11 protein-coding genes are annotated in these 13190 nt (G+C 68.2%); 5 read left to right on the top strand and 6 right to left on the bottom strand.

Annotated elements, in window-relative coordinates; translation table 11 throughout:
• Positions 1–523: 523 nt before the first annotated feature.
• From E4N62_RS19760 to E4N62_RS19745, 4 genes are all read left to right on the top strand, one after another.
• Positions 524–1588, top strand: a complete 1065-nt coding sequence (locus tag E4N62_RS19760; protein ID WP_230216138.1) for a DUF6083 domain-containing protein — start codon at positions 524–526, stop codon at positions 1586–1588.
• A gap of 98 nt (positions 1589–1686) precedes the next feature.
• Positions 1687–3570, top strand: a complete 1884-nt coding sequence (locus E4N62_RS19755) for a UvrD-helicase domain-containing protein (protein WP_230216136.1) — start codon at positions 1687–1689, stop codon at positions 3568–3570.
• A gap of 756 nt (positions 3571–4326) precedes the next feature.
• A complete protein-coding gene (locus E4N62_RS19750; protein ID WP_230216133.1) occupies positions 4327–4848 on the top strand; it encodes a PadR family transcriptional regulator in 522 nt (173 codons plus the stop codon).
• 16 nt (positions 4849–4864) lie between these two features.
• Positions 4865–5494: a hypothetical protein gene (locus E4N62_RS19745; protein WP_230216131.1), complete on the top strand. Its 630-nt coding sequence runs from the start codon at positions 4865–4867 to the stop codon at positions 5492–5494.
• Between the two features lie 105 nt (positions 5495–5599).
• Here the strand turns inward: E4N62_RS19745 and E4N62_RS19740 are convergent, their stop codons facing one another.
• The 5 genes from E4N62_RS19740 to E4N62_RS19720 all read right to left on the bottom strand — a co-directional run bounded on the left by E4N62_RS19740 (position 5600) and on the right by E4N62_RS19720 (position 9165).
• Positions 5600–6331, bottom strand: a complete 732-nt coding sequence (locus E4N62_RS19740; RefSeq protein ID WP_230216129.1) for an A24 family peptidase — start codon at positions 6329–6331, stop codon at positions 5600–5602.
• Positions 6332–6347: 16 nt separating this feature from the next.
• Positions 6348–6722, bottom strand: a complete 375-nt coding sequence (locus E4N62_RS19735) for a fic family toxin-antitoxin system, toxin component (RefSeq protein ID WP_230216127.1) — start codon at positions 6720–6722, stop codon at positions 6348–6350.
• A 17-nt stretch (positions 6723–6739) separates the two neighbouring features.
• Entirely contained in the window at positions 6740–6973 is a 234-nt protein-coding gene (locus E4N62_RS19730) for a hypothetical protein (RefSeq protein WP_128382311.1), read from the bottom strand.
• Positions 6974–7305: 332 nt separating this feature from the next.
• Positions 7306–8181, bottom strand: coding sequence for a DUF4190 domain-containing protein (locus E4N62_RS48785; RefSeq protein ID WP_230216125.1), 876 nt, complete (start codon positions 8179–8181; stop codon positions 7306–7308).
• Between the two features lie 180 nt (positions 8182–8361).
• Positions 8362–9165: a hypothetical protein gene (locus tag E4N62_RS19720; RefSeq protein WP_230216123.1), complete on the bottom strand. Its 804-nt coding sequence runs from the start codon at positions 9163–9165 to the stop codon at positions 8362–8364.
• Between the two features lie 260 nt (positions 9166–9425).
• Between E4N62_RS19720 and E4N62_RS19715 the strand changes: the two genes are divergently transcribed.
• Positions 9426–10415: a DUF4238 domain-containing protein gene (locus E4N62_RS19715; protein WP_230216121.1), complete on the top strand. Its 990-nt coding sequence runs from the start codon at positions 9426–9428 to the stop codon at positions 10413–10415.
• 68 nt (positions 10416–10483) lie between these two features.
• On the opposite strand, the gene E4N62_RS19710 is transcribed toward E4N62_RS19715, so the two are convergent.
• Entirely contained in the window at positions 10484–13153 is a 2670-nt protein-coding gene (locus E4N62_RS19710) for an ATP/GTP-binding protein (protein WP_308185274.1), read from the bottom strand.
• Positions 13154–13190: the final 37 nt, after the last annotated feature.

Here is a 13190-nt window from a genome sequence, read left to right as displayed (position 1 = left end):
TGCGATCTGCGTGCGGCGGCAGGATCCGGTGGGGCGGCATAGGTTCCAGCGCGCGCCGGGCGTCCGAGATGCGCCCGCCGTGAAGCTGGGAGCGGCCAGCCCGATCGGGCGCGCACTTCTCCCCCGGCGCGGCACGGCAGTCCGGACAACTCCGGGCGCGGGCCCGCTCACGGACGGCCGGCGGCACAGCTCGACTCACCACTACCTCCCGAAAAGCCTCACGGGCACGGTGGACCAACGCGCGTGATACGCCGAGGTCACCAGAGTTACGGCCAACTGGGTGCCACGCCGTCGTCGCCATGTCGGTCATGGCACGAACACCGGACGACACCGCCACACTCGCAGGAGCGGCATTAACCGACGCCCCACGCGCACACGCCGGGCCTCGCGCTCCTTGCCGGGTATCTGCGCCGCTCACCGGACATGCCAAAGGAATGCCGTCGTGACGTCCCGGTCGGCAACGCCACGCCCCTAAAAGTAGTAAATGGGCGGTAAGGGCCTTATGGGTGTGTAGAAGAGGCTCGTGTCAGAGCGCTTTCACTGGGACGGTTCCCACAAGGGTTACGGCGAGCAGCCCGGCTTCGCCGGGGCGCGCACGATGTGGCTGCACCGCAACAACGCATCCACAACGCTGCGGCGGGATGCCCTGACGCGGTGCCGCTACTGCGGCCTGCTGATGGAGTACTTCGACCGATACGACCATCTGCGAATCCCGATGCTGCCCAAGCAGATTCCATCCGCCGCCGTCCCCGCTCGGATGCGGTGGCACGTCATGGGCGGGATCGCGTTTCCCGGCGACAACAGGCAGACGATGTGCCTCGTCCCGCATCCCGCTTTCTGCCCGATGGTTGAGCACGAGGACGACGATCTGTCCCTGGCCGAGGCCCGTGCGGTCTTCCGCAAGAAGTCGGAGGAATTGATCGCGGCCGGGTTCATTCCGGACCTGCGCCCTCCCCGGTGCGAGGAAGAGGTCGCCGAGCAGCACGTCGAGGACGTCGAGGGTGTCCGGCATGTCGTCGCCTACTCGAGCCTGTTGTGGCTGGCGCCGGGCCCAGTGGAGACGATCCAGTGCGTGGCGCACGCGAGTAGCACGGATGAGAGGTGCAAGAAGCTGGTCTGGGAGGGGGAGGGGAGCTGGCAGGAGGTCGAGATCCCCTACGCGCCGGGCCGCGCGGGGCAGCAGGTCCTCTGGGCGGGTACGACGATGTGGGTGTATGGGCTGCACGCGCTGTACACCGCCGAGTTCAACCGGTGGATGCGCCAGCGCTGCGGATCCCATGCCCCGGGCCAGTCCTACGCGCCGGATGCCGTGCCTCCCCAGTGGGTCACGTTCGATGCCCTGCGCCACGACGAGTACATCCTGCGCCAGCGCCCCGCCGGCGCGGAGGTGATGCAGAAATCGCCAGCCACGCTCCCCGGGATCGCCCTGGGACCAAAGCGCACGGCATGCGCCAACACCGGCTGCCGCAACGGCAGCGCCGCCCCGGTCCCGGAAGGGTGGCTGTGCTCGCAGTGCGAACACAGGAGCGCCCGCCGCGAACGGACCCATCAGAAGTGGGTCGCCCCACCAAGTGACCACCATGTGTAACGAGGGCGCTACTCTACGGGTCGTTGCTGGTGTGAGACGAGGAGCGTGCGATGGGTCCTTCTCCCTCGCGCCGCCGCGGTCCTGCCCCCGATGATCAGATGGCGCTGTTCGGGCCCGCCCAGCCGGCTCCGTCCGCTCCACCTGTGCCGCTCTCCCCGCAGGCGGAGCTGCGGCAGCTGATGACCGTGATCACGGCGCGGACGAGGCTGGGATTCCGCGAGGTCAACTACCGGCTCAACCGCAGGCTGGGGGTGGACACCCGCCAGGGGGTGCCCTCCGAGGTGATCGAGCGCGCCGTAGTCCTGGCCCGTGAATGGCTGGCCAGCCTCGACCGGCCCAAGCCGCCTCCCCCACCGCCGCAGCTCCGCATCGGTGCCGTGTTCGATACCCGGAGCCCTCGGCAGCCGTCGCCTGCGTCACCACGCCCGGCGCGGGGGCCGAAGCCGACACCGGAGCAGGAACGGGTGCTGGAGGGCAAGCAGTCCGGGACCCATCTCGTCCTCCAGGCCGGCGCGGGCACCGGGAAGACCACGACGTTGACGATGCTCGCCCGCTCCGACCGGCGGCGCGGCATCTACATGGCCTACAACCGGGCCGTCGTCGACGACGCGGCCCGCAAGTTCCCGTCGAACGTGCCCTGTTTGACCGGGCACGGCCTGGCCATGCGCACGGTCGGCCGCCGGTACTCCGCGCGGCTGAACGCTCCGCGCGAGCCCGGATGGAAGGCAGGCCAGCGGATCGGCATCGCCCCCACGATGAAGGTCGTCCTGGGAAACCGGCTGATCACCCACAAGACCTTGTCGTACACGGTGTTCGAGACGGTGCGGAAGTTCTGCCACTCCGCAGACACCGAACTCATGCGGCGTCACGTGCCGACGCTGCGCGGGCTGCCCGACGAATACCGCTCCGACCTGGCCCGCCTGGTCCTGCCCTATGCCCGGCGCGCCTGGAGTGACCTGCAGAACCCCGAGGGCGGCCTGGTGCGGTTCGTACCCGACCACTACCTGAAGATCTGGGCACTGACCGAGCCGACGATCCGGGCCGACTTCCTGCTCCTGGACGAGGCTCAGGACACCAACCCCGTCCTGGAAGAAGTGTTCAAGGCGCAACGCTCCCACTCCCAACTGATCATGGTGGGGGACTCGGCCCAGGCCATCTACGGCTGGCGAGGAGCCCGCGACGTGATGACCGGCTTCGACGGAACTCAACTGTGTCTGTCGCAGTCCTTCCGGTTCGGTCCCGTCCTCGCAGAGGAGGCGAACCGATGGCTGCGCATCGTCGAATCCCCGCTGCGACTGAAGGGCACTCCCACCCTCGACACGAGCATCGGGCCCGTCGACACCCCCGACGCAGTGCTGTGCCGCTCCAACGCAGGCGCCATCACCGAGGTGCTGCGCCTGCTGGAAGAGGGCACGCGTGTCGCGATGGTGGGCGGCGGCGAGGCCCTGGAAAAACTCGCGCTGGCAGCGGGCGCACTGAAGGCCGGACGCCGTACGAGCCACCCCGAACTGGTCTTGTTCACCTCATGGGACGAGCTGCGCGAATACGCCACGTCCGACCCCTCGGGCGGTGACCTGCTGCCCCTGGTCGACATCATCGACGACTACGGCGTGGACGTCGTCCTGGCCGCAGTCCGCAATCTGCATTCCGAACCCGACGCGGAAGTCGTGGTTTCCACCGCCCACAAGGCCAAGGGACGCGAGTGGCCAGCGGTACGGATCGCCAGTGACTTCGAGCCCAAGCCCGGCAACAGGCAGAAGAACCCGGACCAAAACGACGAAACCCTCCCCGACATCAACCTGGAAGAGGCCCGCCTCGCCTACGTCGCCGTCACGCGCGCCCGCGAACGCCTCGACCTCGGAGGCCTCGCCTGGATCAACAACTACCCCGACCACGCCGCCCCCCACTCCGCAGCCGCCGCACCCGCGCATCTGCCCAGCCCGCCCTCACCGTGGGACCGGTTGGGTCCCACGCCCAGATGACCCCTGAACCGGCCTGTGTGCTCAGACCCGTCCCGGTGCTCACGCCGTCTGCACCAGCCCGCGACAGGCGCCACTCCCCCAGGCTAGCCAGCACGAAGCCCGCTCCGTGCGCCATCAGCAGCCCCCGCCAGTGACGCCTTGGGGTTCGTGAAACCGGCAGTCGTTTGACGACGACTTCGGGTGTACTTGGGGGATGCTGGCACGTACGGTCCGCTCTTCGAACGACGCACAGGGCGGTCCTCGCCCGACACATCCCGGGCCTTGGTGATCCGCACTCGTGTCGACGAGCTGCTCCTCGCCGTCGAGCAGCAGCACAAGTGCATCGTCGCGTTCTGCCGATCCGCGGTCGCTCCGGCGTCCTTGCCCAGCTCGGATCTCGTTCGTGGCCTGGGCGATTTGGATGGCCCGGCAACTCGATTCGGCGACAACGGACTTCGCGATCCACGTCGCCAATCCCGCCAATGATCAATCCCGAACTGCGTGGCTGGCGCGTACCGGTACTGAAGAGGTCGCGGCTACGCGGTCGGAAAGCCGGGAATTCTCCCTGCCTCTAAACCGGTAGCAGTGCGGCTGCAAGTGAATCCATCGAGTTACACAGCGTGGGCTCACTTGAACCTTCTATATTTGACACAGAAAGGCCTTGAGTCACATCCAATGCCGTTTCCTTGACGAAACCCTGAGAGCCACGTTCACTTGCCTTCGGACCCCTATATCGGCGGTCCGTACAAGCCCCGGATGCTCCGGGAGGAGTCCTACATGATCCACACCAAGAAACGACCGATTCGATCCCAAGCCGTGGTCATGGCCTTTTCGGCAATACGAGCCGCCCCGGGCGGCGCGCACCACGTGTGGCCGACGTTTGACAGCGTCGTCCATGGATCGACGGGAGGAGATCCCGAAGTCATGTCCGCCAAAACTCACACCCGAGCCCACGGCATCGTCGTCACGAGCAGCATGGCCCGCGTGCTGTCCGTGTTCATCACCGAACCTCAGATTTCCCGCTATGGCCTGGAACTCATGCATGAGACAGGCCTGTCGGGCGGCACCATCTACCCGGTCCTCATCAGGCTGGAGCGGGCCGGATGGGTCACCTCTTCGGAGGAAGACATCGACCCCCACAAGGAAGGCAGGCCTCGCCGCCGAAACTTCACCATCACTTCCGAAGGCCTCCGCGCAGCTCGGACGTCTTTGGCAGATCTGGACGAACTCAACTACGTCCAGACGCGCGCACCTGCGCCGACCGGCCAGGGCGCCCCACACCGGCTGAAGCCAGCCTAGCTCCTGGGAGCAATCAATGATCAACGTTCGCGCCGAGGCGGTCGAGGCCGCTAATTCAACGGCCCAGAATTCATACTTCCTCGGCGCGAGCGCTGCGGAATGGATAGTGGGAATCGTCATCGCCCTCGTGTTGATGATGGCTTCTGGAGTCTTCCGAATTATCCGATCCAAGACTCGCCAGGATGCCGGTCGCATCCCCGTCGTACTGCTCTACGTGGGACGGATCTTCATGTCGAAGGGTGACTGGCGGTACATGCTCGACAGATACTGGCTTCCCGACCAAATCACCATGATGCAGGTCGAGGAAAATACATGGAAAGGTCGAGCACTTCGATACGGGGAGTGCTGCTCGTATGCGCTCTCTGTTGCGTTGAGCGGGGCACGGAAAGCCCAGAAGGCCCTCACCGAAGAACAAGGTCGCGTTCCTCTCCACGACCTGCGGCGCCTGAAGAAGGTGTTCGCACGCATGAGGACGCCCCTCATCCTGGCCCTGGCGACCGGCATCGGGTGCGGTGTCACCACCATGTTCCAGGATCCCCTGTCCATCGGACGCCTGGCCATCGGCGGCGCGCTGGGCTTCGGAGTCGCCTGGCTCGCGTTGCTGTTCACCGCCGGCATTCAGGCCCGCGCTCAACGGCGCGATTGATCTTCACTTATCTAGCAAGGTGTCGGGAGAGCACGTCTCCCCGGCACCTTTTTCGTTTGGGGGTCTCTCGTTCTCGCGTGTTCCATCGGATACTCGAGCCGGGATTCAAAGGGTGTAGGAGCCCAGGAGCACGCCGGCCAGCGCCCCGGCGAGCAGGAACGGGCCGAACGGGATCCTGCTCGTACGGTCGGCCCGGCCAGCGAGCATCAGGCCGATGCCGTACAGCGCGCCGAGCAGGTACCCGACGAACGTCCCGACCAGGACGATCGCCCAGCCGTACCAGCCCAGGACAGCGCCCAGGGCCAGGGCGAGTTTCACATCGCCGAACCCGAAGCCCTTGCTGAGGAGGAAGAGCACAAAGTAGCAGGCTCCCAGAATGAGGGAACCGAGCAGCGCGGACGTCCAGCTGCCGTCGGCGCCGGGCAGCACCGCGGCGACGCCCAGCAGGACGATCGCGGCCGCGGCGAGCGGCAGGGTGAGCGCGTCGGGCAGCCGGTGCGCCGCGAAGTCGACGGCGGCGAGCAGCACGGCGGCCGGGGCGAGCAGCAGCCAGACCACCAGCTCGGGGCGTGCCCCGGTCGCGGCCGCCAGCAGCGCGCAGACTCCAGCCGTGACGGAGACGACGGAGAGAGTGCTCGGCCCGTAGGAGTCCCCGGCGGCGCAGCGGGCACGCCCCAGCCAGCCGCCTCCGGTACCGGTGAGGGGATGTCCTGCCGGGCACGCCGACCGCCACGGTTCCTCGATCGGTACGGAGAACCGGTAGGCGGGACGGGATATGAGCACGCCCGTGCCGCAGCCCCACAGAGCGGCAGCCGTGATGATCAGCAACGTCTCCACCGGACGGAGCCTATGCTCAGCTGCGCTCGGTCCACTCCTTCAGGGCCGCGGCCAGGGCGCGCACGTCCACGTGTCCGGAGGACACCTGGTCGGCGAGGTCGGCGGCCTCCTTGGCGGTGAACCGTACGGGCAGGCCGCTGGCGTGCAGGTAACCGGCCGCGACCGTCGCGCCGAAGAGTTCGTTGCTGTGCTCCAGGGCCGGGACCCGGGCAAGCGAGTGGAAGAGAGCGGCGGCCCGGTGATGCGGCCGCGGGTATACGGGTTCGTCCAGGACGCGGAAGGCGTGCCGCGCTCGGGCGGCCTCCAGCGCTCCCCAGTCCGTCACGTCAGGGTCGTCCAGCTGGGTGCGGGCGATCTCCATGAGCCACGGAAGATCTACCGTGAGGTCCACTGCGTCGCTGCCCGCCCCTACGCCGCGGACGCGGTGGGCCCGGGTTCCGGGCCGAACCGGCTGGCGAACTCCTCGCGTACCCCGGGAGTGCTGAGGAAGAGGGCGCTGCCCTCGAGGAACCGCGCCTTGTTGAGCTCCTGAGCCAGGACGCGTCCGGCGTACACCGTCGGATCCTCGTGCCGCTCGTGCGCCTCGCGCTCCAGTTGCGCCCACTGCTCGTCATCGATCTCAATGCGAAGTTCCCTGGCCATGCCCCCACGGTAGCCGGACCCGGCGCCCGGTGGGGAGGGCTCTGAGCAGAAGGGGGCTGCGCCGCCGTCGCCACGGCGAACGCCTGACCCAGCCCGCGGTCCGCGGGCTGGGCCGGTGCGAGGGGAACATGTACCGCATGGCGGGTGAGAGGGTGCGGTGGCCAGTCATCGTGGACCGGGCACGGGAGATCGTGGAGGGCTACGAGGGTGGCGTCACGCTGCGCCAGGCGATGTACCGGCTGGTCTCCGAAGGAGTGCTGCCGCACACGCCGTCGATGTACCGGCGGCTGCAGTCCCGGCAGGCGCAGGTCCGTCGGGAGAGGCGCTGGCAATCAGGTGCTGGAACCGCTCCACAAGGCAGGTTCGTAGCTGAAGCCGGGCCTGACCTCGACGTCCAGGCTGGCCGAGGCGCGCTTGGGAAGGTCGAAGACGTAGGTGGCCACTGACTTCTTGCCCGGAAGCAGGGTGCCACTCAGATCGCCGCTGATGCCTTTGGCGCTGTCGAAGATCCGCTCGGCGGAGCGTCCGTCGGCATCCTTGGCGTCGACGGAGACGAGACCGAGATCCAGGTTGTGGTCGGAACCGTTGGTCACTGTGATGTCGAAGGCAACTGCCTTGTCACCCGGGGTGTAGCCGGCCGCCGTGTCGGACGGTGTGAATGGGCGCAGGGAGGCGACGGTGACCTGGACGCCGTCGTCGTAGTGCTGTGTAGTGCCGAACCGAAGGGCTCCGCTGGTGGGCGTCGTGGTCCCTTGCATCGTGGTGGCGGTGCTCTGGCTGGTTGGGGTGGGCGCGGGGGTCTTCTTCGGCCCCTTGGTGACGTCGTGGAAGACATCAGCGAGGATCACGATCCCGATGATCGCCATCACGATCGCGAGACCCCCGAGGATGGCGCCGGCGAGCGACATGCGCCGGTTGGTGGCATACCCCTGTTTTGCGCGGCGGGCCCCGATGATGCCGAAGACGAGGGCCATGATCCCGAGGATGCCCGCCAGCCAGAACAGCAGCGGGATGAATCCTGCGAGGAGGCCGATGATGCCCAGGATGAGAGCGGTGATGCCCAGCCCGTTGCGGGGAGGTGGTCCGCCCGGCTCTCCCGGGCCGCGGGGCCCGTGCGGTCCCGTGGGGCCGGAGCCGGACGGGCCCGGTGGAGACGGCGGTCCCTTTCCGGGACGTGGACCCCACTGCGGTTGGTCCGAACTGGCCACCCAGATCACTCCTCACCGAGATGATCTTTTCTGTAGGTAAGAATGGCCTCGCGAGGTGATCACTGCATGCTGGCGTGGCCGAGGTCACCCGATGGTGCAACGAAGTTGTTTTGGACGGCAGGCCTTGCGGACACCGAGTGATCACAACTGTCTACATCTGCACGATTGGGCCTGGGCCTTTTACTCTCCGCGAGAATCATTCGGCGGTAGCTGTAGCTCCGTCGGTGTCTCGGCCAGACGACTGAGTGCCTGAAGCTGCTCCGGGGTGATGACAGCGAATAGCTCCCCAGGAGAAACAGGCCCACCCCGGGTCTGGTCAACGGCCCACTGCACGAGGTCAGCGTGTGCTTCCATCTGCCGCGCCTGCGCCTCCATCTGGCGGGCCCGGGCGTTCTCCTGGCGAGCTTCGGCTTCCCCTCTGTCCGCCCCCGCCTCGATGTGGCGGGCGCTTGCTTCGTCAGCTCGTCGTTTGTTGCTCCAGTCACGGACAAGCTCGGCGATTTTGATGACCCCGTACGCGAGGAATCCGGAGTTCGCCAGATCAAGGACGAGTGGGCTGCCGTATTCGGCGCGGGCGACTCGCGTTGGAGTCCCGAGCACTTTGCGGACTCGGGCATCTGCGAGAGTTTCGATCAAGCTACCGGAGCCCCCGAGGGGCATGCCTCGCCAGCGCCTCCGCGGCCCAAAGTGCATCCATTCATCGAGGTACCTGAGGTCCCGGGGGGAGTATCCGCGTTCGAGAGCCTCGCCCTCCAAGCTGTGAGCGCCTTCCTGGGCGATGCGCTCCATGAGCTCCTGCTGGGCTGCCGCGCGGGCGAACGTGGTGCCCCACTGTTCGCCGACGCCGATCGCAATATCGACGTCCTGTAGGTAGCTCGCAAGATCGCGAGGCCGCAACGGTGACCCGACACCAGCCTTCCAGGTGACCTTGACCCACTCGCCTCCGGCAGGCGGGCGGAGCCTCGGCGCTCTCGGATCGACCATGTCAGCAGTCCTACCAGCCTTTTTGATCCGGCGTGAGCTGCCCTGCCGACCTGATGTGCCTTGCCAGCCTCATGGGTCAATACGACAGCCATACGGCTGATGGAGCGACTCGAACGGTAGGTCCCGGCCCCCGAAGATTACCCTTCAGACAGCGCCATCAAGATCATCCCTTCGCGCTAAATGGCTGTTCCGTTGTTCCCCGAGGCCGGACCGGCGAAAACAGCGCGCGAACGGCCTGCGTGCGCTGGGACGATTGAGGCGTGGCCGAACAACTGCCCCCTTCGGGGCGCGACGACCTGAAACGCATCGCCCAGCTGGCCCCCGAGGCCGACGCCCGGGTGCACCGCCAACACCTCATCTCCAAGGTGCTGCTCGCCCAGTTCGCCACGCCCATCCGGCACACCGCCGGTCTCCACGTGCAGCCCCACGACTTGCGGAATCCGCAGCGCCTGCCCAAAGCCCGCACTCCACGCGGCGTCGGCTGGATCGAGGACTTCGTCCCGTACGCCTCCGCCTCGCTGGAGCAGATCTGGAATCAGGCCGAACAGCACCTGCCCGAGGTTTTCGCTGCGGTCGCGGCCGGCACGGCGCTGGACGACCCGTCGACGACCAGCCGTCTACGGGACTTGATCGCACTGCACTGGGTTCGCTCCCAGCACTTCCGCGACTTGCACCAGCGTCTCTTCCCGGTCGTCTACCAGGAGCGGCAGCGGCACTTGCTCAACGAAGGCCGGGCCCTGCTGCAGGCCGCCGTGCTGGAGCAGACCGGCCTGTTCATCGACGGCCGTGAGGGCCTTGCCCTGCACGCCGAGCGGCTCCTGGAGCCCATGGCCACCGCGTACAAAACCGGCGCGCTGTTCCGGGTACGCATCGAGGCCTCATTCGCCAGGGCCCGTGGCCTCCTGGACAGCCACTGCGTGCAGATCCTGACTCCCCAGCACGGCGAGTTCCTCATCGGGGACACACCAGCCGTGACGGTGCGCCGTGACGGACCATTGATCTCCCACAGCATGGCCATCGGCGACTCCCACTCGGTGGTCCTGCCGATAGGCCCCAGATACGTACTGTCCACCGGCCCGCACCCGGCCTACCTGCCGGTCCCGCCCGCCCAGGTCGACGAGCTGAACACGCTGCAGATCCGTACGGCACGCCGGTACCTCTACACCCGCCCGGGCAGTCCCCTGCGCCCCTTCATCGCCCGGCAGATCCATGAGCGCGAGGGCACCGGGGGACGGCTTACCAGCGGGTGACTGGGGCGTGCCGACTCATGAGGTTGACGAGACCTCGCCAGTGCCGAGGCCAGTATTTGCCTCGCCGGCTACCGCGCGGTGCGCAGCAGGTCGCGACGAGCGGTGACCAGGGCCCGCCACCGGGCGCGGGTGACTCCTTCGCCGTCCAGCCAGCGCGGCGGGGTGTGGTCGGTGGGCAGCGGCAGGCCGGCCATGAAGTGCGCGATGTCGGCGTAGTAGGCGTATGCGCCGTCGCTGGTCTGCTCGCGGAGCCGGGCGATGGTGGCGTTCAACCCTTGGTGGTCGTCGAGGACGGCCTGGTGGAAGGCGACGGCGACTTCGAGGGTGGGCGTCATGGAGGTGAGGCCCGCGACGTCGAGTTCGGTGCGCAGGGTGCGGGCGCGGTCGTCGATGGCCGGGCTGCCGGCGTCGCGGATGAGGGAGGCGATGGCGGCGTTGATCGTCGAAGCCCGCAGGTCGAGGCTGGCGAGGACCTGCTCGGCGAGGTCGAGTTCGTCGTCGGCCTGGAGGGGGTCGACGAACGCGAGGGCGAGGGCGCGCAGGGCCTGGTTGTGGGCGGCTTCGCCGGCTTTGGCGTGCTGTTCGGCTTCGATGCGCCCGGCCAGGTACGCCTCTGCCGCGCGCTGTGGTTGTCCCTGGATCCAGTACAGGTCACCGAGGACGCGCTGGTGGCGGCCCTCCCACCCGAGGGTCTGTGCGGCGGCGAGCGTGGTCGGGAAGTCGCCGGCCAGCCGGGCGGCCTGCGCCAGCCCGCGGCGGGCGGCCTGGGCCAGGCGGCCCCCTCCGTCGGCCACCTGCTGGTAGCCGCGGCGTGAGTCTTCGATGCGTCCGATGTCACGGAGCGCTTTGGCCCGGTAGTAGACCGGCATCTCCTGCAGCTCGGCGGGCAGCAGGCCGGAGTCGATGACGGCGGTAAGCCGTTCCACGGTGCGGGCTCGGTGTTCGCGTTGACGGCGGGCCAGGGCGCTGAGTGTTTCGACCAGCGCGTCGGCCGGCGTCGACAGCACGGCGCTGTCGTGTCCGTGGGCGGGCGGCGCGAGCGGCTCCCACACGGAGTCTGAGACGTAGGAGAAGGCGGCCTCGGTGAGCCAGCCGAGCTCGGCGAGGTTGAAGTCGCGGGCCAGCCGCAGGCCTTGCCGCAGGACACCGATGAGTACCGCGCGGTCCCTGCGCGGCCCGTGGGCCCACTCCTGTCCGAGGGCGGCGTGCGCGCGCAGGGCGGCCCGGTGCCAGTCATGCTCGGACCACCGGTCGTCAGTCTGGTCGTCGGCGTTGCGGATCGCGGAGCGGACTACCTGATGGAGGTGGAAGGGCCACAGCCCCGTCAGGTCCTCGCGGATGAAGGGACGTTCGGTCAGCCGCAGGGCCGCCGCATCGCGCGTGAGCCCGGCCACCTGGGTGGCCAGCGGCACCGAGAAGGCGTCCAGCAGCGACACCGAGCGCAGTACGTGGCGTTCGTCGCTGGTCAGGTCGCTGAGGGTGCGGGAGATCAGGGCGGGGAAGTCGCCGAAGTCGTCCGGCTGCGGCACGCGGCCGCTGCGCCGGATCTCCAAGAACCGCATGACGGCCAGGTCGAGGTAGAGGGGCAGGCCGTGGGAGCGTTCGGTGATGGCCTGGCGCAGGTCCGGCCCGATCAACGGCTGCCCGTTGTGGGCCAGGCGGCGGGCGAGGTGGTCGTCGCAGTCCTCGGGGGAGAAGTCGCCGACCAGGATCTGCCGTACTGCAGGGCCGCCGCGTGTGCGGGCGCCCGGCACGTGTCCGGCCAGGCCGGGCCACGCGGTGGGGCCGGTCCAGTCGAGCTGTCCGTGCAAACCTTCCTCGGCCCACTGCAGCCGGTCCCTCCCGGTGATCACGAAGAAGGCGTTGGGCATCAGCCACACGATGCGCTGCAGCAGCCGTTCGAAGTCACGGTGGGTGCGGTCCCCGACTTCCTCGAAGCTGTCGAATAAGACCACCGGGGTGGCCCGCTGGACAGCGGGGAGTTGGGCCAGGTCCCAGGCAAGCAGGTGCGTGGCGAAGCTCAGCGTCTCCAGGTCCGGTTCGGCTTCGAGTATGTCGGCCAGGCGGCTGCAGTCGGCCAGCGCGCGTACGGTCTGTCGCCGCTCGCGCAGCGCGCCGACCAGGGCGGTGGTGAGCTGGCCGACGGCGCCCCCGATGGTGCCGGGCATGGCCAGGGCCTGGGCGACATCGGCCAGCGAGGACTGCAGCTGGCTCGGCAGATTGACCGCGTTGCTGAACCGGCTGAGCATCCCGCCGCGCCGCAGGTACTCCTCCAGCGGTTCGCCCGGGTGGTTGCGTTCCCAGTGCCGGCGCAGAGCCAGATCGAAGGCGGGCATCGGCCGTCCCAGGGCGGCGACCGCCAGGCGGATCGACAGCACCACCCGCTCGAAGTCGACGCCACTGGAGCGGGCCAGGTCGATGCGCACCGGTAACAGCCGCTCGATCGGCCACCCGGGCTCGGCCCACTGTTCGGGGCGCCCGCCCGGGTGTGTGAGCGACGCCTCGGTCTTGCGGGAGAACGTCGATTTCCCGATCCCGCCGACTCCGTGGGCGACCAGAACGTTGTGCCGGGGGCTGGCCAAGTCCTCGACGTCGAAGGACGGGTTGGCGACGCGCTGCAGATGGTCGGAGAGCGCTGCGACGACGGCCTGCCACTGGGCCTGGCGGTTCGTGAACGCCTCCTCGGCCGCCACCGACCGGTCATTTGCACCGAACAGCATCCGCAGATCCCGCGCCACGACACCCCCCAGGAAAGATCATCAGCGTAGCAACCTA

This window comes from Streptomyces sp. MNU76 (genome assembly GCF_020982545.1).
Taxonomy (GTDB): domain Bacteria; phylum Actinomycetota; class Actinomycetes; order Streptomycetales; family Streptomycetaceae; genus Streptomyces.
The sequence above is the reverse complement of the archived record's forward strand: the minus strand, read 5'-3'. Positions and strand labels throughout refer to the sequence as shown.

What these genes read in the sequence shown, in the direction of transcription:
- E4N62_RS19745 (WP_230216131.1), top strand. Translation starts at nt 4,865, where the DNA reads ATGATCAACGTTCGCGCCGAGGCGGTCGAGGCCGCTAATTCAACGGCC.
- E4N62_RS19720 (WP_230216123.1), bottom strand. Translation starts at nt 9,165, where the DNA reads ATGGTCGATCCGAGAGCGCCGAGGCTCCGCCCGCCTGCCGGAGGCGAG.
- E4N62_RS19750 (WP_230216133.1), top strand. Translation starts at nt 4,327, where the DNA reads ATGATCCACACCAAGAAACGACCGATTCGATCCCAAGCCGTGGTCATG.
- E4N62_RS19755 (WP_230216136.1), top strand. Translation starts at nt 1,687, where the DNA reads ATGGCGCTGTTCGGGCCCGCCCAGCCGGCTCCGTCCGCTCCACCTGTG.
- E4N62_RS19730 (WP_128382311.1), bottom strand. Translation starts at nt 6,973, where the DNA reads ATGGCCAGGGAACTTCGCATTGAGATCGATGACGAGCAGTGGGCGCAA.